General features: G+C 60.8%; 22 protein-coding genes and 1 pseudogene. 9 read left to right on the forward strand and 14 right to left on the reverse strand.

Annotated features, from left to right (window positions below; translation table 11 throughout):
- Positions 1-4: 4 nt before the first annotated feature.
- The 5 genes from Q0367_RS08260 to ndk all read left to right on the forward strand — a co-directional run bounded on the left by Q0367_RS08260 (position 5) and on the right by ndk (position 5,852).
- A complete protein-coding gene (locus Q0367_RS08260; RefSeq protein WP_297630378.1) occupies positions 5-1,543 on the forward strand; it encodes an ABC transporter ATP-binding protein in 1,539 nt (512 codons plus the stop codon).
- Positions 1,540-3,270, forward strand: a complete 1,731-nt coding sequence (locus Q0367_RS08265) for a hypothetical protein (protein WP_298981515.1) — start codon at positions 1,540-1,542, stop codon at positions 3,268-3,270. The genes Q0367_RS08260 and Q0367_RS08265 overlap by 4 nt, the downstream gene beginning before the upstream one ends.
- Before the next feature lie 131 nt (positions 3,271-3,401).
- The gene (locus Q0367_RS08270) at positions 3,402-4,496 is read left to right on the forward strand and encodes a histone deacetylase (protein ID WP_298981517.1); all 1,095 of its coding nucleotides are present in this window, start codon (positions 3,402-3,404) and stop codon (positions 4,494-4,496) included.
- A complete protein-coding gene (locus Q0367_RS08275) occupies positions 4,480-5,316 on the forward strand; it encodes a lipopolysaccharide assembly protein LapB (protein ID WP_297630368.1) in 837 nt (278 codons plus the stop codon). The genes Q0367_RS08270 and Q0367_RS08275 overlap by 17 nt, the downstream gene beginning before the upstream one ends.
- 89 nt (positions 5,317-5,405) lie before the next feature.
- A complete protein-coding gene (gene ndk, locus Q0367_RS08280; protein WP_298981520.1) occupies positions 5,406-5,852 on the forward strand; it encodes a nucleoside-diphosphate kinase in 447 nt (148 codons plus the stop codon).
- Between the two features lie 110 nt (positions 5,853-5,962).
- Here the strand turns inward: ndk and Q0367_RS08285 are convergent, their stop codons facing one another.
- The 14 genes and pseudogenes from Q0367_RS08285 to ndhC form a co-directional block, all read right to left on the reverse strand.
- Entirely contained in the window at positions 5,963-7,258 is a 1,296-nt protein-coding gene (locus tag Q0367_RS08285; RefSeq protein ID WP_298981522.1) for an alpha/beta fold hydrolase, read from the reverse strand.
- Between the two features lie 341 nt (positions 7,259-7,599).
- Positions 7,600-9,075, reverse strand: a complete 1,476-nt coding sequence (locus Q0367_RS08290; RefSeq protein ID WP_297630358.1) for an NADH-quinone oxidoreductase subunit N — start codon at positions 9,073-9,075, stop codon at positions 7,600-7,602.
- Positions 9,072-10,616 carry an NADH-quinone oxidoreductase subunit M gene (locus Q0367_RS08295; protein ID WP_298981524.1) on the reverse strand — a complete coding sequence of 515 codons (1,545 nt, stop codon included), beginning with the start codon at positions 10,614-10,616 and terminating at the stop codon, positions 9,072-9,074. The genes Q0367_RS08290 and Q0367_RS08295 overlap by 4 nt, the downstream gene beginning before the upstream one ends.
- A 26-nt stretch (positions 10,617-10,642) precedes the next feature.
- Positions 10,643-12,535, reverse strand: a complete 1,893-nt coding sequence (gene nuoL, locus Q0367_RS08300) for an NADH-quinone oxidoreductase subunit L (RefSeq protein WP_298981527.1) — start codon at positions 12,533-12,535, stop codon at positions 10,643-10,645.
- A gap of 6 nt (positions 12,536-12,541) precedes the next feature.
- A complete protein-coding gene (gene nuoK, locus Q0367_RS08305) occupies positions 12,542-12,844 on the reverse strand; it encodes an NADH-quinone oxidoreductase subunit NuoK (RefSeq protein WP_297630348.1) in 303 nt (100 codons plus the stop codon).
- Positions 12,845-12,877: 33 nt separating this feature from the next.
- A complete protein-coding gene (locus Q0367_RS08310) occupies positions 12,878-13,411 on the reverse strand; it encodes an NADH-quinone oxidoreductase subunit J (protein ID WP_297630345.1) in 534 nt (177 codons plus the stop codon).
- Between the two features lie 110 nt (positions 13,412-13,521).
- Complete coding sequence (nuoI, locus tag Q0367_RS08315; protein WP_297630342.1) at positions 13,522-13,992, reverse strand: NADH-quinone oxidoreductase subunit NuoI; 471 nt, start codon at positions 13,990-13,992, stop codon at positions 13,522-13,524.
- A gap of 13 nt (positions 13,993-14,005) precedes the next feature.
- Positions 14,006-14,995: an NADH-quinone oxidoreductase subunit NuoH gene (gene nuoH / locus Q0367_RS08320; RefSeq protein ID WP_297630339.1), complete on the reverse strand. Its 990-nt coding sequence runs from the start codon at positions 14,993-14,995 to the stop codon at positions 14,006-14,008.
- Positions 14,996-15,156: 161 nt separating this feature from the next.
- Complete coding sequence (nuoG, locus tag Q0367_RS08325) at positions 15,157-17,709, reverse strand: NADH-quinone oxidoreductase subunit NuoG (protein WP_297630336.1); 2,553 nt, start codon at positions 17,707-17,709, stop codon at positions 15,157-15,159.
- Positions 17,710-17,803: 94 nt separating this feature from the next.
- Positions 17,804-19,783, reverse strand: coding sequence for an NADH-quinone oxidoreductase subunit NuoF (gene nuoF / locus Q0367_RS08330; RefSeq protein WP_297630334.1), 1,980 nt, complete (start codon positions 19,781-19,783; stop codon positions 17,804-17,806).
- Positions 19,784-19,813: 30 nt separating this feature from the next.
- Positions 19,814-20,989, reverse strand: coding sequence for an NADH dehydrogenase (quinone) subunit D (gene nuoD / locus Q0367_RS21055; RefSeq protein WP_363325845.1), 1,176 nt, complete (start codon positions 20,987-20,989; stop codon positions 19,814-19,816).
- A gap of 111 nt (positions 20,990-21,100) precedes the next feature.
- Positions 21,101-21,643 (reverse strand): annotated as a pseudogene (locus Q0367_RS21060) (NADH-quinone oxidoreductase subunit C); the annotation flags it as partial.
- A 15-nt stretch (positions 21,644-21,658) separates the two neighbouring features.
- Positions 21,659-22,216 (reverse strand): NADH-quinone oxidoreductase subunit B, encoded by a 558-nt coding sequence (locus tag Q0367_RS08340; RefSeq protein ID WP_297630329.1) that lies wholly within the window; start codon positions 22,214-22,216, stop codon positions 21,659-21,661.
- A gap of 9 nt (positions 22,217-22,225) precedes the next feature.
- On the reverse strand, positions 22,226-22,597 hold the full coding sequence (gene ndhC / locus Q0367_RS08345; protein ID WP_297630327.1) for an NADH-quinone oxidoreductase subunit A: 372 nt from the start codon (positions 22,595-22,597) through the stop codon (positions 22,226-22,228).
- Positions 22,598-23,258: 661 nt separating this feature from the next.
- Here ndhC and Q0367_RS08350 point away from each other — a divergent pair.
- From Q0367_RS08350 to nuoK (Q0367_RS08365), 4 genes are all read left to right on the forward strand, one after another.
- Complete coding sequence (locus tag Q0367_RS08350; RefSeq protein ID WP_297630324.1) at positions 23,259-23,615, forward strand: NADH-quinone oxidoreductase subunit A; 357 nt, start codon at positions 23,259-23,261, stop codon at positions 23,613-23,615.
- 35 nt (positions 23,616-23,650) lie between these two features.
- Positions 23,651-24,883, forward strand: a complete 1,233-nt coding sequence (gene nuoH / locus Q0367_RS08355) for an NADH-quinone oxidoreductase subunit NuoH (RefSeq protein WP_297630321.1) — start codon at positions 23,651-23,653, stop codon at positions 24,881-24,883.
- Positions 24,884-24,899: 16 nt separating this feature from the next.
- Positions 24,900-25,424, forward strand: a complete 525-nt coding sequence (locus Q0367_RS08360) for an NADH-quinone oxidoreductase subunit J (protein WP_297630318.1) — start codon at positions 24,900-24,902, stop codon at positions 25,422-25,424.
- 74 nt (positions 25,425-25,498) lie between these two features.
- Positions 25,499-25,813, forward strand: a complete 315-nt coding sequence (nuoK, locus tag Q0367_RS08365) for an NADH-quinone oxidoreductase subunit NuoK (RefSeq protein WP_297630314.1) — start codon at positions 25,499-25,501, stop codon at positions 25,811-25,813.
- The last annotated feature ends 49 nt before the right edge of the window (positions 25,814-25,862 follow it).

Raw genomic sequence — 25,862 nt, forward strand, 5'->3', positions numbered from 1 at the left:
TCACTTGAGCACATTAACCACGCCGCCGGTGCTTGAGGCGCGCAACATCACCAAGATCTTTCCCGGCGTCATCGCCAACGAGGACGTCAACCTCGTGCTGCACAAGGGCGAGATTCTGGCCTTGCTCGGCGAAAACGGCGCCGGCAAATCGACCCTGATGAACATCATCTTCGGCCTCTACCATCCCACCCACGGCGAAATTTTCGTCAACGGCAGGCCCGTCGTGATGAAATCTCCGCGCGACGCCATTGCGCTCGGCATCGGCATGGTGCATCAGCATTTTCAGCTCGTGCCGGTGATGACCGTGACCGACAACATCATGCTGGGCGATGAAAGCGTGAAAAATGGGCTGCTCGACCGGCGAGCCGTGGCGGAGCGCATTCGAGCGCTTTCCCGAAAATATGGTCTGGAGGTGGACCCTGACGCCATCGTCGAGGATTTGCCCGTCGGCGTGCGTCAGCGCGTCGAGATCTTGAAGGCGCTCTATCGCAACGCCAAAATTTTGATCCTCGACGAGCCGACCGCCGTCCTTACGCCCCAGGAGATCGAGGGGTTGTTCGAGGTGATGGAGACGTTGCGCCGCCAGGGGGAGTCGATCATCTTCATCACGCACAAACTCAAGGAAGTGCTGCGCATCGCCGACCGCATTATGGTCTTGCGCAACGGCCGCGTCGTCGGCGTGGCGGATCCCAGGACCGCCACGCAACAGCAGCTCGCTTCGATGATGGTGGGCCGGGAAGTGATTCTGACCGTGGACAAGGGGCCGGCGCATCCCGGCGAGACGGTGTTGGAGGTGGAAGGGTTGTGCGCCACCAGCGACCTCGGCGAACCGGCGCTGCGCAACGTCTCGTTCCAGGTGCGCGCCGGCGAAATTCTCGGCGTGGCCGGCGTGCAGGGCAATGGCCAGACCGAGCTGGTCGAGGTGATCACCGGTCTGCGCCGGGCGGACGCCGGCCATGTGCGCATCAAAGGCGTAGACATGACCAACGCCAGCCCGCGGCGCATCACCCACGAGGGACGCAGCAGCCATGTGCCCGAAGATCGCCACGCCTACGGCATGGTCGATTCCTACACCGTCGCCGACAATCTGGTGCTGAATCAGTACTACCTGCCCCCCTTCGCCAAGGGCGTCACCATCCAGGAAGCCGCCATCGCTGCGCACGCAAGGGAGCTGGTCAAAAAGTTCGACGTGCGCACGCCCAGCATCTATACGCCGGGCGGCAGCCTTTCCGGCGGCAATCAACAGAAAATGGTGGTGGCGCGCGAGTTCAGCCGACCGATCCAGCTGTTGATCGCCGCCCAGCCGACGCGCGGGATCGACGTCGGCTCGATCGAATTCATCCACAACCAGATCGTCGCCAAACGCGATGAAGGCGTCGCCGTGTTGCTGGTCAGCGCCGAGCTGGATGAAATCATGGCGCTTTCCGACCGCATCGCCGTGATGTACAAGGGTGAGATCATCGACGTCGTCGACCGCGCGGACGCCACGCGCGAAGGGTTGGGCCTCCTGATGGCCGGCGTGAAGCACGAAGCTGTGCGATGAGCATCTCTCCTGTTCTCGACCAGCCGCAAAGCATCGATTACCTTGACCTGGCCGGCGGCCCGATCAACCGGCTCGCCAACCACGAGCTGATCTGCTGGTTGGACGCCGACTGCAACCCGCAGGAAGTCTACTGGCCCTGGGCGAACCGCCGGTACGTTCGCTCTATTGTCATGCGCGTGCTCGACTGGCAGGAGGGTGAGCTGGTGCCGCTGGTGACGCGCTTTTTCCCCGGTCATCAGGAGACGATCGCCGGCTCAGAAGGCGTCATTGTCACCAAACGCTTGTGCATCCCCTATCAGACCAACGACGACCGCTCGCTCTTCTGGCTGTTGGAGTGCCAGGCGGAAGGCGACCGCCTGCTGCGCCTGGAGATCGACATCGACTGGGGCGAGCCGCTGACGCAACGCATCGTGGATGGCCTGCTGGTGGCGCAGCGCAATCCAGGGCCTGCGCAGGGACTCTATCGCCAGAGCAACGCCGAGAGCACGCGCGTCTTCGGCAACCCCCACGGGCGCCCCGACGCCGTCGATCTCGATGATCCTGCGCACGCCCGCTTGATTTATCACGTGTTGGTCAACGGCATCGTCGAGGTGCCCTTTGTCTTCACCGTCAGCGACGTCGGCGAGCAGCTGGCGTGGAGCAGTTTTCTGACGCTGCGCGAGGTCGAGGAAATCTTCGACGTCAGCACGCGCAACTGGACGCGTCGTCTGCACATGGGGCGGCTGTGGACGCCGGACCCGGCCTTCAATCAGGCGGTGGAGCAGGCGCGGCTGGAAGCGGTGCGCCATCTGCAACGTCACCGCACCGGCATGGCGCCTTCGGATCGCTGCACGGTTCATGTCCCGCCCCTCGTCGACGTCTGGGACGCGCTCGATCCGGTGCAGAGCCGCAATTTGCTGGCGCATCTGCGTCGCGTGGCGGAGGCGACGGAGGGACGCCTGCCCGCAGTGCTGCCCGCCTTTCCCGGCGAGCCTGCAAACGTTTCTCCTGAAGCGCTCCTGGATGCCAACGGCGCGTATCTGCGCGCTCTGGCTGCGCATCACCGACGTCACCGATTGACGGCGCAATTGTTGCAAGAACACAAGCCGGCGGTTCAGCTTTGCACCGATGCGCTGATCCTGCTGCGTGCGCAGCGTCCCGATCTGGTAGGGAGCGCCGCGCAGATGGCGACGCTGGCGCAAATCCTGGCGGACGCCGTGGAGCTGGCGGTGCAGGCGGGCGACGACGTGAACGCCGCGCGCTGGGAAAGCGAGCTGCACTATCTGCTCCGACGAACGGGGAGCGAGGCGCCGAGGACGACGCGCTTCGACCTGGAGCAATGGCGCAGCGCAGCCGGTTGGCGCCGGTGCAGCGATCGCCCCGACCATTTCGCCGACCCCTGGCGAGGCATGCAGCTCGCCGCCGCCGCCATCTGGGAAGGAGCGGGGCTCGCCGACCGGGGGGACGCCATCGTGGTCGAGCCGGGCTGGCTGCAGCGCTGGCCCTGGTGGGCGCTGCTCGGCTTCACCCTGACGGAAGACCGGCGTTTGAGTTTGCTGTGGGATGGCGCTGTGCTTCACGCCACGCGTCCGGTGCAGAGTTCGCTGCCGGTGCAGGTGCACAGGCAAATTCGTCTCCTACATGTCGATGAATTTGACTTCGACCCGGTTTTTGAGATGATTGGAGGCGAAGCAGAGCGTTCCGCACAAACAGTGCGCTTTAAGCCCGGCTTTCAACAGGAAGCTTGACCTGCACATTTTGCATTTGGCGCGCACGTTTCCCTCGCCGATCGATGTCGTCGAAGGGAGGGGGAACTGCTTCAACGTTCAAAGGAAAAGCTGGTTGAGAAACGCCAAAGGCGGCGGTGAGGCTCCCCACCATGAAGCGAACAGCGATCGTCTATGATGCATTTAACCTGCGCCATACGTTGGAGGGTCATCCAGAAAATTTTCGTCGGCTCAAAACGACGATGGAGCTGCTGGCGGAAGAAGGCCTGCTCGACAGGCTGGTGACGGTTCCAAGCACGCCGGCCCCCCTGGAAGCGATCCTCGCCGTTCACACGCCGCAATACGTCGAACGATTGCAGAGGATCACCCGCAACGGCGGCGGTTATCTGGACCCCGACACCTACGTCAACTCAGATAGCTATGAGGCTGCGCTGCGAGCGGCCGGCGGCGTGCTCAATCTGGTCGACGCCGTTCTCTGGCGCCAGGCGGACAACGGCTTTGCGTTGGTGCGCCCGCCCGGTCACCACGCGCTGTCGCATCAGGGCATGGGCTTCTGTCTCTTCGCCAATGCCGCTATCGCCGCTCGCTGGGCGCAGCGCCATCACGGCGTCGAACGCGTTCTCATCATCGATTTCGATGTTCATCACGGCAACGGCACGCAGGACATTTTCTTCAAAGACCCCAGCGTCCTCTTTTTCAGCGCGCATCAATATCCGTATTACCCCGGCACGGGCGGCGCCACCGAAATCGGCGTCGACAAGGCGTATGGCGCAACGGTGAATGCGCCCTTGCCGCCCCATGTCGGAGACAAGGGCTATCTGGACATCTTTCAGCGCGTCCTTGCCCCGGTGGCGCGACGCTTTCGCCCCCAGCTGATCATCCTCTCGGCCGGCTTCGACGCTCACTGGCTGGACCCTCTCGCCAGCATGGGGCTGAGCATCACAGGCTATGCGGCGCTGGTGAATGAAGTGATGGCGCTGGCGGACGAGCTATGCGATGGGCGGTTCGTCTGCGTGCTGGAAGGCGGCTATCACCTGCAGGTGTTGGCGCATTCCGTTCTCACCACCTTCCGCATCTTGCGAGGCGAGCCTTCTCCGGTGAGCGACCCCTTCGGCCCCGCGCCCGGCGATGAGCGACCGATTCATCAGCTTGTCGGACAGTTGAGGGCGCTTCACAACATCCGAGACGGCGCTTATTATTCGTTTTCATCCCGCTGGATAGAATGGGGCAATGATTTCGGCGTCTGAAGGGGCGCTTGGGCGCAGTGAAGCCGGCGAAACGGTCGTCGATCTGGCGATGGTGAGCAAGGCGATGCAGGCGCGCCTGGAAGCCGGCGCGCCGGAAGCCGCCGCTGCGCTGGCGCAAATCGTCCTGCTGCGCCACCCTCGTCATCTTGCCACCTATGAGCGGTTGATTCAGGCGGCCTGGATGCTCAAACGCTGGCAAGAAGGCGAAGATTGGGCGCGACGGCTCTTGCAGGCCGACCCGGGGAACGCCGTCGCCTGGCGGTCGCTGGCCTTTGCCGTGGAACAAAAAGGAATGCTGCCCACGGCTCGCTCGATCTGGCGTCGAGCCTTTCAGTGCCATCCCTACGATCCCGACATCCGCAGCGGCCTGGCGCGCACCAGACCGAACCCAGGCGAACCGTTGCGCCTGGACGACGCAGCGCTGGCCAGCCTTTATCTGCGCGCCGGTCGCTGGAGCCACGCCGCCAACGCCTATCGCAAACTGGTCAAAGCAGAGCCAAAGCGTCTGGACTTTCAGGTCAACTGGATGGTCGCCGCCTGGCAGCAGGGCGAGCGTAGGGAGGCGTATCAGCTCGCCCGTCGGCTGACGCAACAGAGCCGATACACGCTGATGGCCTGGGTGGTGCTCGCTGCGACCGGTGACGTCGATGACCGGGCGCTGGCGCGCAACCCAATTCAGAGCATGGACCCAGACGGCGAGTTTGTCCAGATGTGGCTGCGCATTCCCTGGGAGCGACCACGGACGCCGCTGCGCATCACCTTGCAGGAAGCCGCGCTATTGGTTGAACCTGGACCCTCCGAAGATTCGTCCTTTTTCTGACTTTGCAGTACACTTACCCGTTGTTTTGCGCATCAAAACAAACCAACCAAAAACTAAACCGATAAAAATCGTCAAAGGAGCGGATAAACGTGGAACGCACATTTGTGATGATCAAGCCGGATGGCGTGCAACGCGGATTGATCGGTGAAATTATCAGTCGTCTGGAGCGGCGAGGGCTTAAGTTCGTCGCCATGAAAATGGTGCAAGTCGATGAAAGCCTGGCGAGGCGGCATTACGCTGTGCATGAGGGCAAACCCTTTTTTGAGGGATTGATTCGATACATCACCAGCGCGCCGGTGGTGGCGATGGTGGTCGAAGGCGCCAACGCCATCGCCGCCGTGCGGCAGACGGTCGGCGCCACCAAGCCCTTCGAGGCGGCGCCGGGCAGCATTCGCGCCGATTTTGCGCTGGAGATCGGGCGCAACCTTGTCCATGCCAGCGACGCGCCGGAAACCGCCGCAGCGGAAATTGCGCTGTGGTTCGGCGATGCGTTGATCGAGTGGCAGCGTTCCGTGGACGCCTGGATTTTTGAATAACAGAGGGCTGCATTGCCGGGTTCAGGACATGGCCCGTCCAGCGGAACGCGCTGATGGCGCCCGGCGAAAGAAAGGGCGGCGACAGGCCGCCCTAGACATTCGGTTTTAACTCACCGACGATTTTTCACATAGCGGTCGAAGAAGGCGAGCGACCGCGCCATGGCCTCGTTGAAGCCCTGCGAAATGTTATGGTCATCGCGCGCGTAGGTGTAGAACTCATAAGTCTGTCCGGCGGCTTTGAGTTGTTCCGCCAGCGTCGCCGAAAATTCATAGGGCACCGAGGCGTCCGCTGTGCCGTGGTGCAACTGCAAGGGGCCAGAGAGGTCGGCGAGATAGCTGTTCGCCGAGATCGACGCGTAAAATGCAGGGTTCTCCTCCGGCGTCCCATATTTTTCCTGGAGCAGGACGCGCCAGCGACGCGCCTGTGACAGCGCAGGCGCAGGGAGGTTGTTTGGCCGGCGCCATTTGGTCAACAGGTCCGGATAATCGGCCACCACGCCCGCCCAGATGACGCCGGCGCGAATGTCCGGATCGACGACCATGGCGCGCAGCGTGATGTATCCACCCATCGAATGGCCCCACATCCCGATGCGATTGGGGTCGGCGTCGGGATAGTTCTTCATCGCCGCCACGGCGTTGAGCACGTCGATCGTGTAGTCGGGATAGCCATAGGCGCCGCGCGCTTCGCCCTCCGAGTCGGCGTGGCCTCGATAGTCGGGTCGGAAGACGATGTAGCCGTTGCGCGCAAAGGCGTCGACGTAAGCGACGTAGCGCTCCGTCGGTCGATAGACCGCCGGCGGGATGTAGCCATGATTGAAAATGATCACCGGCCAGCCCGTTGCAGGTTTGGCTCCTTGCGGTACGGTCAGCAGCCCATCGATGCGCAACCCCTCTGAAATGTAGGAGGCGATATAACGATTGTAGTTGGAGCCGGGCGTCAAGGTCTCTTTGATCACCAGCGACTGCGCAGGATAATTCTGACGGCGCAAATACTCGATCGTCAGCGCCTCGCCGTCGAAGGACTCGACCTCCCCGACGCCGCCTTCATCTTCCGGCGTCGGCGTCGCCAGAGGGGGAGGCTGAACCCTTGTGGGCGCAGCCGTGGGGGTGGACGTGGGCTGAGACGAATTGGAAGGAATGCATAGCTTCCATCCGATGCCCACGCGATTCGGGTTTTGGATTGTGGAGAAGCTCGGATCGACTCTTGCTGCCGCGTTGGTGGCGTCCACGATGCGATTGTAAAAGGCGGCGTCGCCCAGCGTGCGCTGAGCAATGGCGGTGAGCGTGTCGCCTTCCTGCACCGTCACCGTGCGGGCGCACGCAGGCGTTTGCGCCAGCGCAGGGACCGCCACCGTCAGGGCGACGATCAGCCCGACGATCAGCCCGATCCAGCGCTTGATATTCATATCGGCCTTTATTTTCGCGCGTTTCATCATGTCTCTCGGCAAGGTCTGAACGTTCGCAAGATTCCCCGGCGACTCATATAGGCACAATTGGCTGCGCTTAACAATCTGGCAGTTTACGTAGGTGCGGCTCCCAGCCGCACGTCCTCGCAGATCGCAAGATTTTGGATGATCCGATGAAGCAGCCTTGCAACTTACATATCACAATGCCTGACATCAGGCTATGTCGTCTGTAATGAAAACGCAATCTTTAGGGCATTTGTTCGCGCCGAGGCGCACACAGAGGAAAACAAAAAGGGGGCGAGCATTCATGCTCGCCCCCTTTTGCATGCAAAAGACTACGGTCACCGCATCGCCACGAGGTTGAGCGCGCCGCTCTGCACCAGATTCGTCCACAGCGAGGGCAAGACGCCCAGCGCCACGGTGAAGACGGCGGAGACGCCCAGCGCGAACGCCAGCGGAATGCTCGCCTGCTGCGGCTCGATGCGCGTCTCTTCCGTCGGCTCGGCGAAGTACATGTTGACGACGATGCGCAGGTAGTAGTAAGCGCCGATGGCGCTGTTGAGCATGGCGACCGCCGCCAGCCACGAGTAGCCGCCCGACACCGCCGCCGCAAAGACGAAGAACTTGCCGAAGAAGCCTGCAAAGGGCGGCACGCCCGCCAGGCTGAACATGAAGATGCTCATCAACATCGCCACCTGCGGATGGCGCCGTGCAAGGCCATTCAACCGGTTGCCCAGGGCGTCCATCTCTCCCTGGCGTTCGAGCAGGATGATGACCGCAAACGCGCCCATGTTCATGAAAGCGTAGCTGATCAAATAGAAGAGCGCACCGTCGATGCCCGCCGAAGTGGCCGTCGCCAGGCCCACCAAAATGTAACCGGCGTGTGCAATGCTCGAGTAGGCGAGCAGTCGCTTGAGGCTGCTTTGTCGCAGCGCGGCCAGGTTGCCGAGCGTCATGGTCAGGATGGCGAGCGCGCCCAACACCGGACCCCACGTGGCCTGCTCACTCGGCAGCGCAAAGGCGAAGAGCCGATAGAAGGCGGCGAAAGCTGCAGCCTTGGTGCCGACGCTCATAAACGCCGTCACCGGCGTCGGCGAACCCTGGTAGACGTCAGGCGTCCACATGTGGAAGGGAACGAGGCTGACTTTGAAGCCAAAACCGGCGATCAGCAGCGTCACGCCGATGGCGAGCAACGACGGGTCGGCCTGGCCGTCGAAGAGCGCATTGGCGATGAGGTCGAAGCGCGTGCTGCCCGTTGCACCGTAGACGTAGGCGGCGCCGTAGACGAAGAACGCGCTGGCGAACGCGCCGAGCAGGAAGTACTTCATCGCCGCCTCGTTGCTGCGGCGATCGGTGCGGTTCAGGCCGGCCAGAATGTACAACCCGAGCGAGAAGGTTTCCAGCGCCAGGAACAGCGCCATCAAGTCGGTGGCGGAGCCCATCGCCATCATCCCGGTGCTGACCAGCAGAATGAGGGCGTAATATTCGCCGGTCTGTCGATTGACGTTCGGGATATAGCGGATGCTCAGCAGGACGGTCAGCGCGGCGCCGGCGAGCACCACCAGGTTGAGCGCCTGCGCGCGCGCGTCGTTGATCGCCATCCCCTGGAACGAGGAGACCGGCTGGCCGATCAGCCAGATGGAAGCCGCCGCCGTGACCAGGACGCCGACCAGCGCAACCCAGGGCAGCAGCGCCCTTGTCGGCGCCTTGCCTTTGCGATTGAACATATCCAGGATCATCACCACCGCCGCCGTCGCCACCATCAGCAGCTCCGGCAGCACGGGATGGAGGTTGAGTTGCAAATCTGCGCTGTTCATTGGGCCTCCGTCGCCATGATTTCGGCAAGCTCAAAAGCTGGCGTCTGTTCGGCCGTCGCCTGTTGCAGAATGGCGGCGCGCGTCTCCAGCATCGCTTCGACCGATGGGTTGATCTTGTCGAAGAAGAGGTTCGGGAAGAGTCCGATCACGAAGAACAGGATGACCAGCGGGATGACCATCGCCAGCTCTTTCCCGTTGAGGTCTTTCAGGTGCGCTCGATCGTTGGCCGGGTTGGTGATCTCACCCTGCGCCATCTTGCGGAAGGCGGTGAGCAGATACCATGCGGCCAGAATTACGCCCGCAGCGGCCAGCACGGCGAAGATCGGCATATAGTTGTACGCGCCGAGCATAATCGTGAACTCGCCGACGAAGCCGTTGAGGCCGGGCAGTCCGGCGCTGCTCATCGCCACAACCAGGAAGAGGCCGGTGTAGACCGGCACGCTCGCCCACAACCCGCCGAACTCATCCAGCATGCGCGTGTGGCGTCGTTCGTAGAGCAGGCCAACCATGAGGAAGAGGGCGCCTGTGCTCAGGCCGTGGTTCACCATCTGGAGGATGGAGCCGCTGACGCCCTGCGCGTTCATCGCCACGATGCCCAGCATGACGTAGCCTAAATGCGCCACCGAGCTGTAGGCGACGAGCGACTTGATGTCCTTCTGCATGAGCGCCACCAGCGCGCCGTAGAGAATGCCGATCACGGCCAGCGTCGCCAGCAGCGGACCGAACTGCTCCGCCGCCTGCGGGAAGACCGGCATGGCCAGGCGCAGGAAGCCGTAGGTGCCCATCTTCAGCAGCACGCCGGCCAGGATGATCGAGCCAGCGGTCGGCGCTTGCACGTGGGCGTCGGGCAACCAGGTGTGGAAGGGGAAGAGCGGCGTCTTGACCGCAAAGGCCAGGCTGAAGGCCAGGAAAGCCCACGTCTGCACCGCCAGCGGCATCTGCGCCTTTTGCAAGGCCAGGATGTCGAAGGTGCCGGTCGAGAAGTAGACGATCAGGATGGCGACGACCATCAACGCCGAGCCTGCAAAGGTGTAGAGGAAGAACTTCACGGCTGCGTAGACTCGGTTTTTGCCGCCCCATTCGCCGATCAGGAAGTACATCGGGATCAGGCTCGCCTCGAAGAAGACGAAGAAGAGCACGAGGTCGAGCGCCACGAAGACGCCGATCATGGCCGTCTCCAGCAGCAACATCAGCGCCATGTAGGCGCCGACGCGATGTTCGACGTAGAGCACGCTGTAGAAGACGGCGATGGGCATCAGGAAGGTCGTCAACAACACCAGAAAGAGACTGACGCCGTCCACGCCGAGCGCATAGCGGATGCCCAACGGCGCGAACCAGACGACGTCCTCGACGAACTGCATGCCGGCGTAGCCATCCTGCCAGTTCGTCCAGAGGAGCAGGCTGACGAGAAAGGTGACCAGCGTCGTCGCCAGCGCCAGCCACTTCTTTGCGCCGTCGCCTGGGACGAGCGTCACGATCGCCGCCCCTGCTAAGGGCAGGAAGGTGATAATGGTGAGCAGATATGGAATCGACAAGGCCATAAGGCGAATTCCTTAAAATTCAATCTTTATCCCACGAAGAATAAGAAATAGAAGAGCACGGCGACGACGCCGACCAGAATGCTCAAGGCGTAGGCCGGGATGGCGCCGTTCTGCAGCTTGCGCACCGCCTCGCCGGCGTCGTTGAGCGCAGCGCCTACGCCGTTCACTGCGCCGTCGATCACTTTGGGATCGAAGAAGGCGGCGAACCAGTCTGCGAGGCCTTTGAGCGGCCTCACAATGAGCACGTCGTAGATTTCATCGACCCACCATTTGTTCTCAGCCGGTCGTCGCAGAATGGCGAAACTCTGCGCCAGTTGCTTCGCCCAGCCCTCTTGCGTCAGGTAGAGCGCCCGCGCCGTCAACACGCCGAGCACCGCAACCACGATGCTGATCGTGATGCCGAGCAGCTCCAGCACCAGCGGAATCTTCTCGTGCTCGCCGATCACCGGCTCCAGCCAGTGCTCCAACGTCAGCACGAACGGCAGGTTGATGACGCCGCCGACGATGCTGAGCGCAGCCAGAATCCAGAGCGGAACGGTCATGATCGGCCCGCTCTCATGCACATGGTCGTAGAGATGTGGGTCGCGTGGCTGGCCGTGGAAGGTCACAAACACGGCGCGGAAGCTGTAAATGGCCGTGAGCAGCGCAGTGACAATGCCGACCAGGTAGAGCGCAAGGTTCTTCTGCAGCTCAACGACAAGGATGGCGTCCTTCGAGAAAAAGCCGGACAGAAGCGGAATGCCCGCCAGCGCTGCAGCGCCGACCAGGAAGGTGCGATAGGTCGTAGGCATCTTTTCGCGCAGGCCGCCCAGTCGGTTGATGTCGAGCACGCCATGGGTGGCGTGCATCACGCTGCCGGCGGCCAGGAAGAGCAGCGCTTTGAAGAAAGCGTGCGTCACCAGATGGAAGAGTGCTGCGCCGTAAGCCGCCAGCCCCGCCGCTGCGATCATGAAGCCGAGCTGCGAAACCGTTGAATAGGCCAGAATCTTCTTGAGGTCGGTCTGCACGATGGCGATCGACGCCGCCAGCAGTGCGGTCAACATGCCGATCCAGGCCGTGACCAACCCTGCGTCCACGGTCAGATGCCAGAGCGCGTTGGTGCGAATGATCATGTAAACGCCGGCGGTGACCATCGTAGCGGCGTGGATGAGGGCCGAGACGGGCGTAGGGCCAGCCATGGCGTCGGGCAACCAGACGTAGAGCGGAATTTGCGCGCTTTTCCCTGTTGCGCCAAGCAACAGCAACAGGCAGATCAGCGTCGCCGTGGCCGGCGCCAGATGGTGCGCCGCCTCGTTCAGCTCGGTGAAGACCACCGTGCCCAACGTCGACCAGACGATGATCATCGCCAGGATCATGCCGAAGTCGCCGACGCGGTTGACGATGAACGCTTTCTTGCCGCAGTCGGCGTACCAGCCGTACAGGTCGTCGCGTTTGTCGAACCAAAAGCCGATGAGCAAGAACGAAGCGAGGCCGACGCCTTCCCAGCCGACGAACATGCCGAGGAAGTTGTTGCTCATCACCAGCGTGAGCATCGCCAGGATGAAGAAGTTCAGGTAGAAAAAGTAGCGTTGGTAGCGCGGCTCGTGATCCATGTAGCCGATGGAGTAAATATGGATCAACGCGCCGACGCCTGTCACCACCATCGCCATGACGACGCTCAGCGGGTCGATCAGCACGGCGGCGGGCGCGTGAAAGTCGGCGATTGTGATCCAGTCCCACCAGTGCACGGTGACGCTGCGCTCCTCGGCGGGCAGCGCCAGCAAGCCCAGCCACAACAGCACCGAGATCACAAATGAGCCGACCACCGCCAGCGAGGCAATCCATCCGACGACCTTCTGGGACATCCAGCGCCCGGCGAACAGAATGATCAGCGCGCCCAGCGCCGGAAATGCAAATAACAACCAGACCGAGTCAAACATAGCTGTTCACCATTTCATCAGATTCACGTCGTCGATGTTGGTCGATTTAGAGAGGTGGAAGTGAGCGATCAAAATCGCCAGCCCGACGGCGACTTCGGCGGCGGCTACGGCCATCACCATGAAGACGAAAATTTGACCGACGAGATTGTTCCATTGTCCTGCGAAGGCGATGAGCGTGAGGTTGACGCTGTTGAGCATCATTTCCACGCACATGATGATGATCAGCGCGTTGCGTCGGCTCAGCACCCCAATTGCACCGATGGTGAAGATGATGGCGCTCAGGATGAGATAGTAGTTGATGGGAACCACGCGTTCTTCCTCCAGAATGCTTGGTCTTCAATCTCAAGAGCGGAGATTGGAGGTTGGAGATTCTTCGGGTTTCGGTCGTCTTGCCAGCAGCAGCGCGCCGATCAGGGCGACCAACAACAGGATGGCCGCCAGCTGCACGAGCAAAATGTTCTGTGAGTAAAGCGTCAGGCCGATCACGATCGGCACGCCGCCTTGGTTGGCCTCCGGGTCAATCGGCGTCGCTGGCGCCTGCAGCAGGGTCAAGGAGACGCCGGCCAGCATCAATATGCCCAATGCCAGGCCGGCGTAGGGAACCCACGAGCGGTAGGCGGCGCGCGTCTCCATCGGTCCCGAGCCGATCAACATGATCACGAAGAGAATCAGGATCACGATGCCGCCGGCGTAAATGATCACCTGCGCCGCCGCCAGAAACTGTGCGTTCAGCGTGACGTAAAGGATCGCCAGCGTGGCGAAGTGCACGAGCAGGAAGAGCGCACTGTGCACTGCGATTTTGCTGGTGACGACGCCCACTGCGGCGCCGACGCTCAACGCGCCGACGAGGATGAAGAAGATCATTGCGAAGTCCATAGGCCACTCACTTCATGAATTCAACGCGGATGACGCGAATGTGACGGACGATTGCGGACTCAATCGATGAAAATGCGCTGCATCCGCAGGATCCGCATTCCACTGAATTTTTATTCTGGGCGAATCACGACATACGGATCGCCTGGATTGAGCAACTGTTCTTTGGTCAGAATGAAATCGCGGCGGTCGTAGCTTGCCATGGCGAAATCGTGGCCGAGCACGATCGCCTCGGTCGGGCATGCCTCTTCACAGTCGCCGCAGAAGATGCAGCGCAACAGGTTGATCTCGTAAACTTTGGCGTAGCGTTCGCCGGGAGAGATCGGATGCTCTGGATCGTTTTCCGCCGCCTCGACGTAAATGGCGCCGGTTGGGCAGGCCGCCTCGCACAACATGCAGCCGATGCAGCGCTCCAGGCCGTTCTCGTACCGGCGCAGCTCATGCTTGCCGCGGAAGCGAGGATAGAGCGGCACGGGATCGCGTGGGTACTCCACCGTCACCGGTTTTTCCATGAGCGCCTTGAGCGTCACGCCCATCGCCTTGCCGATCTCGGCTGCGCCTTTCAGTAAATCTCGCAGTGCCATGCCGTTTCCTTCCTTACTTGAAAAAGACCACCAACAACGCCGTAACGATCATGTAGCCCAGGCTGATCGGCAGCAACGTCTTCCAGGAGAAGCGCATCAACTGATCGTAGCGCGGGCGCCCCAGGCTGGCGCGCACCCAAATGAAGAGGAAGAGCAGCACGACGACCTTGCCGGCCAGGATGAAGGGCCCTAGCCAGGGCATGATCTCGCCGCCGATGCCGAAGGGCAGGCGATAGCCGCCGAAGAAGAGCGTAGCCATGATCGCGCTCGTCGTGATCATGTTGATGTATTCGGCCATGAAGAAGAGAGCGAACTTGATGCCGCCGTATTCGGTCTGGAAGCCGGCGACCAGCTCATTTTCGGTCTCCGGCAGGTCGAAGGGGCTGCGGTTGGTCTCCGCCAGGATGCAGATGAAGAAGAGCGGGAACATGATCCACAGCCAGATCCATTCCCACCAGGCGCGCGGGGCTTCGACCAGGTTGACCAGGCTGAAGTCGCCCGCCAACAACAGGATGCTGATCAGGAACAGCCCCAGCGGCAGTTCGTAGGAGATCATCTGCGCCGACGAGCGCAACGCACCGAGCAGCGAATAGTTGTTGTTGCTGCTCCAGCCCGCCAGGATCACGCCGTAGCTCTCGATGCCCGCTACGGCCAAAATCCAGAGAAAGCCGATCGGCACATCGGCCACCGCCGGGAAGCCTTTGCCGATCGGGATGACCGCCCAGATGATCAGGGCCGGAATCAGCGCCAGCGCCGGCGCCAGCACATAGACCGCCTTATCGACGTGGTTGGGAATGACCTCTTCCTTGAAGACGGCTTTCACGGCGTCGGCCACGGGTTGCAGCAGGCCAAAGGGGCCGGCGCGGTTGGGGCCGTAGCGCACATGAAAGCGCGCCAGCAACTTGCGTTCGTACCAGGTCAGGTACGCAAAGCCGGTTAACAGCACGACGATCAGCACCAGCGACCGAATGGTGGGGATGACGATTAGTTCAAACCAGTCCATAAATGCACCTGGAGTTTTGACAGCAATGAGAGATCAGGGGGATGAATAACGGGATTGAGAGGGTGGTTGACTTCGTGCGCTTCAAGGGCTGTTTGATGCACAAAGCCTGAATCACCCACTTGACTCAATTCCCGTTCATCCTGTCGCCTGATCTCAAATCTCTATTTTTCGATGAGCACGTTGACAATTGCGCTGCCGTTCAACAAAGCCCCGACCGGCGCCCCGGGCAGGCTCTCCGGAATCCACGCCACGCCCAGCTTGACGGTGGCGTCGAATTTAACCGTCAGCTCGAGCGCGCCGTAAGTATTGCGCACGGTCACGCTCTCGCCCTCCGTTACACCGAGCTTCTCGCCATCCGCCGGGTTCAGCCGCACTTCGGCGCCGAAGGCCATGTTTTTCATCTGTTTGGTCAAGCGGAAGAGGTCGCCGCCATCGTAAAGCACTGTTCCGGTGACCAGCCTCAAGCCGCTTTCCGATTCGGACAGCTCGGGTTGGACGGCGGGCGCATAGCGCATGTCGGGTCGCACGTAGCTGTGCTCTGCTGGATTCCATTGCAGGCCCTGGTCGCCGAGCGCCTCCCAGGTCAACCCGTTGTAGATCGGCGCGGCCTGTGTGATCTCCGCCGTCACCGCCTGAGCGTTGGCGTGCCCCCATTGTGCGTCGAAATAGGTGGCCAGGTGATCGAGGATCATCCAATCCGGCGCAGCCTTGCTGTGCGGATTGCCCAACGCCTTGGGCGCGCGCTGCACGCGGCGCTCCAGGTTGGTGAAGGTGCCGTCCTGCTCCGCCCAGCTCACCCCCGGTAACACCACGTCGGCCTTGGCCGCCGTCTCGGTCAGGAAGAGCTCCTGCACGACCAGGAACTCCAGTTTGTCCAGCTGTTCGGCCCATGTCGGCCGTTCGCTGGCCGGGTTGGCGCCCATGATGTAAAGCGCCTTGATGTCGCCTCCCGCCGCATCGAGCATCTGTTTGTAGGTTTTACCGGCGCGGGTGGGCAGCGTGCAGCCCCACAGCCTGCTCAGTAACTCGTTCGCCGTCGGGTCGTCGAGCGCGGCATGGCCGGGAAGCCGGTCAGGCAACAGGCCGACGTCGCGGCAACCCTGGCTGTTCGCCTCCAGCCCCACGTAGGCCAGATTTTCCGGCTTACCCAAATAGAGCGCCAGGTTGATCAACGCCTGACGCACTTGCACGCCCGCTTCTCCGCGCGCCACCATCGGCCCGTAGAGAATGAGCGGATTTTGCGCCCCGGCCAATGTTGCGGCCGCCTTATTGATTTCTTCCGCCGCCACGCCGCAGACTTTCTCCGCTTCCTGCAGCTTGATGTTTGCGACCAGTTGGTGCGCGTCGGAGCTTGTGTCTTCCTTCGCCTCGGTGAGGGCGCGCAGCAGGCCATTCAGCAGGGCGACCTCCGTCCCCGGGTTCGCTTGCAAGAAGGGGCCGTTGTAGCGCGTCAGCTCGATGCGGCGCGGATGCACGATGACGAGCGTCGCCTTGCCGCGTCGCACCGCCCGCTTCAGATGCAGGTCGAGCACCGGCATTTCCTCGCTGGGATCGATGCCGACGAGCAGGATCACATCGTGTTTCGGATCCGGCCCGTATTGCGGCTTCATCACGTCGGCCAGGGCGGGCACGCCGGTGGGCAGCGCCGCCACGTCACCGCCGTCGCGATGGTCGATGTTGTTCGTGCCGATGAGCTGGCGCATGAAGCGCTGCAACAGATAGTTGCTTTCGTTGGAGAGCTTGGCGCTGCCGATGGCGCCGATGGCGTCGGCGCCGTGGCGCTGCTTGATGGCTTGCAGGCGATCCGCCACCAGGCCGAGCGCTTCACTCCAGGAAGCGGGCTGCAGCTCGCCGTTCTTGCGCACGAGCGGCGTGGTCAGTCGCTCTTCGTGGTTGACCCAGGCATTGGCGAAGCGCCCCTTGTCGCAGATCCACTGGTCGTTGACCTGCATGTTTTCGCGGCCGATGACGCGGCGCAGCTTGTGGGTGCGCGTGTCGATGCGGAGGTTGCAGCCCATCGAGCACTGGGTGCAGATGCTCGGCGTGCGCTCGATCTCCCAGGGACGGAAGGCGAAGCGCGCCACGCGATTGGTCAGGGCGCCGACCGGGCAGATGTCGATGATGTTGCCGCTGGTTTTGGCGTCGACCGGCTTGCCGTCCTGAATATCGATGAGCGTTTCCCCACCCCGTTGGAAAAGCGCAAGCTGCGGTTTGTCTTCCCATTCCTCCAGATAGCGGATGCAGCGCCAACAGAGGATGCAGCGCTCTTGATCGAGCACAATCGTGTCAGAGATCAGGTAGTTTTTATTCTTTGTCCGCTTTGGCTCCACCAATTGGCTCAAGCCGGGGCCAAAGCGCATCGTCTGATCTTGCAGCGGACATTCGCCGCCTTTGTCGCAGATCGGACAATCCAACGGGTGATTGAGCAGGATGAAGGCGAGGTTGGCCTCCTGCACTTCCTTCACCTGAGGTGTATTTGTGCGCACCACCATGTCCTGCGCCACCGGCACCGAACAGGCGGTCTGCAACGTCATGCCGCGCGGCCCGGAGATTTCGACCAGACACATGCGACAGCAGGCCACCGGGTCGAGCTTGGGATGGCTGCAGAAGATCGGTATCTCGATGCCGACCTTGGCGGCGGCGTCCACGACCAGCGTTCCCTTGGGCACCGTGACCTGACGGTCGTCGATCGTGAGCGTTACAAGTTCAGTCATGGGTCAGTCCGCTTTCCCTTCAGGAAAAAGTTCACTCAACGAATTACACGTTTCCTCGCTGCAATCCATCATGTCAATGTGGCGCTTGAATTATTCAGTCGCCGGTCACGAGGATCGGCGTGTCTCGGTTCAAGGGGGATTCGCCCTCGATCTCCAGCGCGCTGTCATGCGCGACGCTCGGAGCGCCCACATCGGGACGATAGATCGGTCGAATCGGGATGACGGGCGGCTCCTCTTCCGGATTGGTCATGGCGATGTACTGCTCGAACTCGGCGCGATATTTGGCAAGGTTGCTCTGCAAGCCCCACACCGCCGCATCGCCGAAGGGGCAGAAGCTCTTGCCGGTGATGAACTTCGGGATGCGCTCGAGCAAGTCGAGGTCCTTCATGCGGCCGCCGCCGTTTTCGATGCGCAGCAAAATGTCTTCCAGCCAACCGGTGCCTTCGCGACAGGGCGTGCACTTGCCGCAACTTTCCTCGCGGTAGAAGCTGAGCGTGCGCCGCGCCACCTTGACCATCGACTGGCTGTCGTCGATGGCGATGACGCCGGCCGAGCCGAGCATCGAGCCGGCCGCCTGCACCGATTCGTAGTCGAGCGGCGTATCGAGCTGGTCGGCGCTGAGGATCTTCATCGAAAGGCCGCCGGGCACCACCGCTTTGAAGGGATGTTCGTCAAACTGAGGTCCGCCGCCGTATTTGTAGAGCAGCTCGCGGAGCGGGACGGCGTGCGGCAGCTCATACAGCCCCGGATATTTCACGTTGCCGCTCAGGCAGAAGATGCGCATGCCGGGCGATTTTTCGGTGCCAAAGCTGCGATACCACTCGACGCCGTGGCGCATGACGTGGGTGACGTTGGCGATCGACTCCACGTTGTTGACGATGGTCGGTTTGCCGTAAAGCCCCTCGACGGCCGGGAAGGGCGGCTTCATGCGCGGATGGCCGCGGTAGCCTTCCAGGCTGGTGAGCAGCGCTGTCTCTTCGCCGCATTCGTAAGCGCCTGCTCCTCGATGCACGACGATGCGCAGGTTGACATCCGTGCCGAAGATCTTTTCGCCCAGGAAGCCCTTCTTTTGCGCCTCTTTGATTGCATCGACCAGGCGCGTGTAAGCGAAGTAATATTCGCCGCGGATGTAGATGAAGGCCAGCTCCGCCTTGATGGCGTAGGCGCTGAGGATAATGCCTTCGATCAGCTGATGCGGGTCGTACTCCATGATGATGCGATCTTTGAAGGTGCCGGGCTCCGACTCGTCGGCGTTGACGACGAGGTAATGCGGCATGGCCGGCGCCAGAAAGCTCCACTTCATGCCGGTGGGGAAGCCAGCGCCTCCGCGACCGCGAATGCCGCTGGCTTTGACCTGCTCGACGACCTCTTCAGGCTTCATTGTGGTGAGGACGCGCCTGGCCGTTTCATAGCCGCCGTCGGCGATGTAAGTCTCGATCTTGTGGCTGTCCTTCTTGCCTACGCGCGCAGTCAGGAAGCGCGGCTCCATCCCGCCGACGCGATAGGGCCCGGCCGCCTTGCCGGTGAGCTTGGGATCGCCTTCGGGCGTCCAGCGCTCGAGCGTGGTGAAGGCCTTGCCGCTGTTGACCAGATCGATCACCTTCTGCACATCTTCGGCGGAGTCCAGCTCTTCAAAGTAGCGAATTCGGCCGGTCTTGCGTTCGGTGATGGAGACCATCGGCGCGGTGCCGCAGGAGCCAAGGCATTCCATGTGATCGAGGCTGAAGCGGTCGTCGGGCGTGGTCTCGCCGTGGTGGATGCCCAGCTTTTCTTCAAAGTGTCGCATGCACTGACCGGCCCCGCGCAGCATGCAAGGGACGTTGGTGCAGACCTCGACGTGATATTCTCCCTTCGGCTCCGTGTGGAGCATGTGATAGAAGTCGACGACGGCGCCCACCTCTGCGGGTTCAAGCTCCAGCATTTCCGCCAGCTCATTCTGCGCCTCCACCGGGCAGTAGCCGAACTCGCGCTGAATCACATAGAGGGCCGGCAGGATCGCCGAGCGCTGCCTTCCGGCGGGATAAAGGTCCATCCACTTCTTGATTTCGTTGCGAACAGATTCGGATAGCATCATGGCGTTCAACCTTGAGAAATAAGGAGGGGCCTAGCGGTCCACCTCTCCCAACACGATATCGATCGAGCCGATATTGGTAATCACATCCGAGAGCATGTGGCCTTTGCTCATCTTGCTGATGGCGTACAGGTTGTTAAAGCTCGGCCCGCGCACGTGTAGACGGTAGGGTCTGGCGGTGCCGTCGCTGTAGATGAAAAAGCCCAGCTCGCCCTTGCTCGATTCAATGCCCTGGTAAGCCATGCCAGGCGGAACGTGGAAGCCTTCGGTCATCAGCTTGAAGTGATGGATGAGCGCCTCCATGCTGATGTCGAGCTCGGCGCGAGGCGGCGGCGTAATTTTGCGATCTTCGGCGCGGTAGGGACCGTCGGGCAGATTGTCGACCGCCTGACGGATGATGCGCAGGCTTTGCCGCATCTCTTCCATGCGCACGAGATAGCGCGCATAGCAATCGCCCTCGTTGGCCACCGGCACCTTGAAGTCATAGTTCTCATAGCCGCTGTAAGGCGCATCGCGACGAAGGTCCCAGTCCACGCCGCTGCCGCGCAACATAGGGCCGGTGAGACCCATGTCGAGCGCTTCCTCGCGCGTGATTTTGCCGATGCCGATCAAACGTTCCGACCAGAGCGGGCCGTGCGTGAGCATCCGTTCGTAGTCGTCGATCTGCTCCGGCATGATCTTCAAGAACTCTTCCAAATGAGGAAGGAAGGCGGGCGGGATGTCGCGCGAGACGCCGCCGATGCGCATGTAACCGACGGTCAGGCGGGCGCCGCACACCATCTCGAAGAGATCGAGGATGCGCTCGCGCTCGCGCGTGGCGTACATCAGCAGCGACATGCCGGTGCCGGAGACGTCCAGCACGTGGGTCGAAAGCCAGAACAGGTGGGACGCAATGCGCTGCAGCTCCGCCATGATCACGCGCAGCGCCTGCGCGCGCGGCGGGATTTCAACGCCGAGCAGCTTTTCCACGGCGAGACAATAGCCCAGGTTATTGCTCATCGCCGTGAGATAGTCCATGCGGTCGGTGTAATAGACGAAATCTTTATAGCGTTTGTTTTCACCTGTCTTCTCAAAACCGCTGTGCAGATAGCCCAGATCGGCGTCCACATTGACGACGGTCTCGCCGTCTAGCTCCACCACCAGACGGAGCACGCCGTGGGTGCTGGGGTGATGGGGACCCAGGTTGATGACCATGTGCTCGAGGCTCATGCCGGGTGGCAGCTTCGGCGGGGCGCTTTTGGCCTCCAGGATTTGCTTGCCCAACGACTCGAACTCCGGGTCTTCCCACGTGAGGGTGAAGGGCACTTCTTCGCCGCCGAGCGGAACCTGCTTTTGCAGGGGATGGTTGGGCCAGTTCTCCGGCATAAGGATGCGGCGAGGATCGGGGTGACCGGCGAAACGAATGCCCATCAGGTCCCACACCTCGCGCTCCGGCCAGGTGGCGCCGCTGTAGACGCCGGTTAGACTGGGCGCCGTCGGCTCGTCGCCGTCGTCGAGCGGACAGACGATCATCAGATGCTGTTTGCGCGAGTAGGAGCGCAACTGATAGACCGTATGAAAACGGTGGTCACTCACAGGAAGCTCAGAGCGGTCGACGGCGGAAACGTCGATCAGCGTCTCATAGCGAAGGTGCGGATCGGTTTTGGCGAATTCCGCCAGTGCAACCAGTTGCTCTGGCTTGATGTAGACGACTTGTTGACCATGGTGAAGGCCGGCGGCGAGAACGGCGTCGCCGAAGCGTTCGGCGATGCGTCGGGTGTCTTCACTCTCGCCGGTGGGCAACGGCGCAACCGCCGGAATTCCCGGCGGTTGGAGGCTGGGCAATATCTCATATTGGCGCACGCGTGGAGCGACGTCGAGCATAGTGTTCTCCTCGAATCAGGCTGGCTGCAGTTGGCGCAGCGCCTCCAGGGATTCAATCTCACCTCGTTGCGTGGACGATGGCGTTGCTTGCCGGGCGGCGTAGGTGCGGAAGGTGTCCTTCGCCTGTTTGGCGCGCAGCTTGTCGAGCGCATAGAGCAGCGCCTCCGGTCGCGGCGGACAGCCCGGCACGTACACATCGACCGGAATGATCTTGTCCACCCCCTGGATAATGGCGTAATTGTTGAAGGGGCCGCCGGCGCTGGCGCAGATGCCCATGGCGATCACCCACTTGGGGTCGGACATCTGATCGTAGAGACGTTTGATGACCGGCGCCATCTTGTTGCTGACGCGACCGGAGACGATCATCAAGTCCGCCTGCCGCGGGCTGGCTCGGAATAGCTCGGAGCCGTAGCGAGAGATGTCATGCCGGGCAGTGCCGGTGGCAATCATCTCGATGGCGCAGCAGGCCAGACCAAAGAGCAACGGCCATGTGCTGTTTTCACGGCTCCAGTTGACCAGCGCTTCTAGCTGCGTGGTGATAATGCCTTCGGGCAGTTTTTCTTCAAGACCCATAGTAGCTCCTTATTCCCAATCCAACGCGCCCTTAGACCATTCATAAACCAGGCCGAGGATCAAAATCAGTAAGAAAAAGCCGATCGGCGCCAGGGCCACGAACAATCCGTAAGTATCTCGCAACGGGATAAGGGCGCCTGCCCAGGGAAAAAGAAAGATGACTTCGATGTCGAACAGGATGAACAGCATCGCCACCAGGTAATATTTCACCGGAAAAGGGCGTCTGGCGTCATGGAAGGGGATGATGCCGGATTCATAGGGTTCGAGCTTTTGCTCGTTTTTGCGCTTTGGGCCCAGGAGGCTGGGAAGACCGATGGCGATGAAGGCGAAAATTGTCGCAATGACTACAAAAATCAGCAAAGGGAGATACTCTTGCGCCATTGGATGAAATCCTTAATCGATGCAGTGATCTGGCTTGACGAACAACTTGCTGAATGTGCGCTGTCGCGCTATGCAGATTTTGCACAATGCAGACAGCGCCTCATGCAACAATCCTGATTTGCAGCACATGCGTCGAACGTCTGGGTGCGCCTGATTAGAATTGCATCCGACGCAGAGATGCAGGCAGGTCATGAACATACTGAAGTTAAACAACGCGTTGAAGCCAAACGATACATTGAAGTTAAACACGGTAAATCGTAAATGCGTGAAAAGTCTAACATGGCGCATTGGTTGGTGTCAACTATACACGTATCTTCTTGTGAAACGTTGCACGAACGATGTTGTGGGAGAGAAAGGTGGACGCAACTTGCCGGCGAAATTCGACGTCAAGCGGCGTCTTGTTGATGCAGAGAGGGTTATGTTACAATCAGAGCGTTCACCTCATACATCCGTTCGCCACATCCATAGGGGTTGGAACGCAGCGTCTGAATCGCCTGACGAACAAGACGAGCAATCAATAAAGTGTGCTCAAAATACGCATTCAACGCGCTGAAATTTTCCTGATCGTTTCAGGTCTGTGCTAACATTCGTGCGATTTGTTATTTTCTACACAATCCTGTCGTAAACACGCAGTAGGGCAACACGCAGGAGGAGCGTCTTCATGCTCAGTCAATGGGGATTCGTCCTGATTCTCAGCGCAATCGCCGTGGTCATTCCAGTGGCCGCCATTGTGCTGGGGCATTTTCTGGGGCCTCGACGCCCGGATCCGATCAAGACGGATGTGTACGAGTCTGGCGTTGAGACGATCGGGGACACCTGGGTTCAGTTTCGGGCGCAATACTACCTCATCGGTTTGATCTTCTTGATCTTCGATGTGGAGGTGATTTTCCTGTTCCCGATCGCGGTGGCGTACGCCGACCTTTCTTTCTTTTCGGTCATTGCGGCGGTCACCTTTGTGATCATTTTGTTGTTGGGCCTTTTTCTGGAGTGGCGCAAAGGCGCGCTGGAATGGACGTAATCGCCTGAGCCGACGCTCGACGTGGAGGATCTCGTATGAATTGGAGCGATGCGCTGATTCAGCTTCAGTATGATTTGGGTGCGCCCCAAGAGTTAAGCTGGCTGGTTGAAGGCGTCACCTACTTTATTGGTGCGTTCATTCTGGCGAACGCAGCCCTGATTCTCGCCTTGTTGCTGATCTGGATTACCCGCAAGGTGATCAGCCGCATTCAAGATCGCATCGGGCCGAATCGCATCGGCCCCTATGGACTGTTCCAGACGGTTGCGGATGCGCTTAAGTTGCTCTCCAAAGAAGACATTACGCCGGCCTCCGCAGATAAGATTTCTTATTTGCTGGCGCCGGTGTTGTCCGTGGTGGGTGTGTTGATGGCGCTGGCGGTGATTCCGTTCGGCCCCGCCTTGATCGGCGCCGATTTGAATGTGGCGGTGCTCTATCTTGTGGCCCTGGGTTCGCTCGGCATCATGGCGGCGCTGATGGCGGGATGGGGCAGCAACAACAAGTATGCGTTGTTGGCCGGTTTTCGCGTGGTGGCGCAGCTGCTCAGCTACGAGATTCCGATGGTGCTCGCCATGTTGGCGCCCGTGTTGTTGGTGGGTTCGATGAGCATGCAGCGCATTTCCGAGGCGCAGTCTTTGTATTTAGGGCCGATCAATTTGGGGATTGGATGGTTTATCTTCCTGTTGCCCGGCGCTTTTCTGATCTATTTGATCGCTGCGTTGGCCGAAGCCGAGCAGACGCCGTTTGACCTGCTCGAGGCGGAGTCTGAACTGATCGCCGGTTTCCATATTGAGTACTCGGGCATGAAATTCGCCATGTTCTTCCTGGCGCAGTTCCTGAACAGCTTCTTCCTCGGCGCAATCGCCGTTGTGCTCTTCCTGGGAGGTTGGCAAGGGCCCTTCGCAGCGCAGATTCCTCTGTTGGGGCCAATTTACTTTTTGGCGAAGACGTTCCTGGTCTACATTGTGATTCAATGGATCAAGGGGACATTCCCTCGCGTGCGTATTGACCAAATGATGCAGTTCGCCTGGAAGGTGTTGGTGCCTTTGGCGCTGGCGCTGATCACTGCGCAGATGATCATTATGAAGTTGCCTTTGCCGATCTGGATCAACTACGCGCTTCTGCTGGCGGCCAATATTGCCGTCGTGGTGGCCGTGCTCAATATCCTTGGCTCCTACTTCGAACGCGAGCAGGTGCGCTCGAAGCGGGCGTTTGCGCCCAGGTCTCTGATCGGCACGATGCAGCCTGTTCAATCGTCATCGGGTGACTAAGGGGAGAGATCTGAAGATGCCGGAATTGCCTTTTCCATTGCCGACTGTGCAACAGGTGATCTTTTCCATGATCGCCGTCCTCACCGTTTTGGGCGCGCTGGTCGTCGTGCTTGCCCCCAACCTTTTCCACAGCGCGCTCGGGTTGGTGGCGGCCTTTTTCGGAGCGGCCGGCGTGTACATCATCGCCGAGGCTGAATTTATCGGCGTCAGCCAGGTGCTGATCTACGTCGGCGCCATCTCGACCTTGATCACGTTCGCCATCATGTTGACGCGCGGCATGATGTTCGGCGCAACCTCGCCGCGCAATCGCCAGTGGGGCACGGCGGCGATCATCACCAGCCTCACCTTCTTGGTGTTGGTGGGCATCGTCTCCAGCGTTCCGTGGCCTGCGGTGGGGGAGCCTATTTCGCAAGGTCACGAAATTATTGCGGGGTTGGGCCGCGCCTTTGTCAACGAGTACGTCGTCCCATTCCTGTTGCTGGCGATGCTGTTGTTGGTGGCTTTGGCCGGCGCCATTGTGCTCGCCCGCGATTACAAGTAAGCGACGCAGAGAAACGATCATTGCATTGAGGCGAAACTCCTACATTTGCGAGCAATCGACAAGAGGCGGCGAACATGGTTCCTCTAACCTGGTATCTGATTCTGGCGGCGTTTGTGTTCAGCTGTGGTTTGTTTGCGGCGTTGGGGCGGCGCAACGCCATCGCGGTGTTGATGGGCATTGAGCTGATGTTGAATGCCGCCAACATCAATTTGATCGCCTTCTGGCGCTATGGCGCAGCTCCCGCCCAGAATCTGGACGGGCAAATTTTTGCATTGTTTGTCATCGCCGTGGCGGCCGCCGAGGTCGCCGTGGGGCTGGCCCTGGTGATTTCGGTCTATCGAAATCGCCGCACGGTCAATCTGGATGATTTGGATCTGCTGAAAGGGTGAAGCTGGCGACGCCGCCCTGCGCAGGAGGGGAAAGAGCTTCCTGAAAGCG

Source organism: uncultured Caldilinea sp. (assembly GCF_937128415.1).
Lineage (GTDB): Bacteria > Chloroflexota > Anaerolineae > Caldilineales > Caldilineaceae > Caldilinea.

Excerpts from the sequence above, each read along its gene's own strand:
- Q0367_RS08350 (WP_297630324.1), top strand. The coding sequence starts at position 23,259 with ATGCTCAGTCAATGGGGATTCGTCCTGATTCTCAGCGCAATCGCCGTG.
- Q0367_RS08290 (WP_297630358.1), bottom strand. The coding sequence starts at position 9,075 with ATGAACAGCGCAGATTTGCAACTCAACCTCCATCCCGTGCTGCCGGAG.
- nuoI (WP_297630342.1), bottom strand. The coding sequence starts at position 13,992 with ATGGCACTGCGAGATTTACTGAAAGGCGCAGCCGAGATCGGCAAGGCG.
- nuoL (WP_298981527.1), bottom strand. The coding sequence starts at position 12,535 with ATGTTTGACTCGGTCTGGTTGTTATTTGCATTTCCGGCGCTGGGCGCG.
- Q0367_RS08360 (WP_297630318.1), top strand. The coding sequence starts at position 24,900 with ATGCCGGAATTGCCTTTTCCATTGCCGACTGTGCAACAGGTGATCTTT.
- nuoG (WP_297630336.1), bottom strand. The coding sequence starts at position 17,709 with ATGACTGAACTTGTAACGCTCACGATCGACGACCGTCAGGTCACGGTG.
- nuoH (WP_297630339.1), bottom strand. The coding sequence starts at position 14,995 with ATGGACTGGTTTGAACTAATCGTCATCCCCACCATTCGGTCGCTGGTG.
- Q0367_RS08285 (WP_298981522.1), bottom strand. The coding sequence starts at position 7,258 with ATGAATATCAAGCGCTGGATCGGGCTGATCGTCGGGCTGATCGTCGCC.
- Q0367_RS08275 (WP_297630368.1), top strand. The coding sequence starts at position 4,480 with ATGATTTCGGCGTCTGAAGGGGCGCTTGGGCGCAGTGAAGCCGGCGAA.
- Q0367_RS08295 (WP_298981524.1), bottom strand. The coding sequence starts at position 10,616 with ATGGCCTTGTCGATTCCATATCTGCTCACCATTATCACCTTCCTGCCC.
- Q0367_RS08265 (WP_298981515.1), top strand. The coding sequence starts at position 1,540 with ATGAGCATCTCTCCTGTTCTCGACCAGCCGCAAAGCATCGATTACCTT.
- Q0367_RS08340 (WP_297630329.1), bottom strand. The coding sequence starts at position 22,216 with ATGGGTCTTGAAGAAAAACTGCCCGAAGGCATTATCACCACGCAGCTA.
- nuoD (WP_363325845.1), bottom strand. The coding sequence starts at position 20,989 with ATGAGCCTCGAGCACATGGTCATCAACCTGGGTCCCCATCACCCCAGC.
- nuoF (WP_297630334.1), bottom strand. The coding sequence starts at position 19,783 with ATGATGCTATCCGAATCTGTTCGCAACGAAATCAAGAAGTGGATGGAC.
- Q0367_RS08270 (WP_298981517.1), top strand. The coding sequence starts at position 3,402 with ATGAAGCGAACAGCGATCGTCTATGATGCATTTAACCTGCGCCATACG.
- Q0367_RS08310 (WP_297630345.1), bottom strand. The coding sequence starts at position 13,411 with ATGGACTTCGCAATGATCTTCTTCATCCTCGTCGGCGCGTTGAGCGTC.
- ndhC (WP_297630327.1), bottom strand. The coding sequence starts at position 22,597 with ATGGCGCAAGAGTATCTCCCTTTGCTGATTTTTGTAGTCATTGCGACA.
- nuoK (WP_297630314.1), top strand. The coding sequence starts at position 25,499 with ATGGTTCCTCTAACCTGGTATCTGATTCTGGCGGCGTTTGTGTTCAGC.
- nuoH (WP_297630321.1), top strand. The coding sequence starts at position 23,651 with ATGAATTGGAGCGATGCGCTGATTCAGCTTCAGTATGATTTGGGTGCG.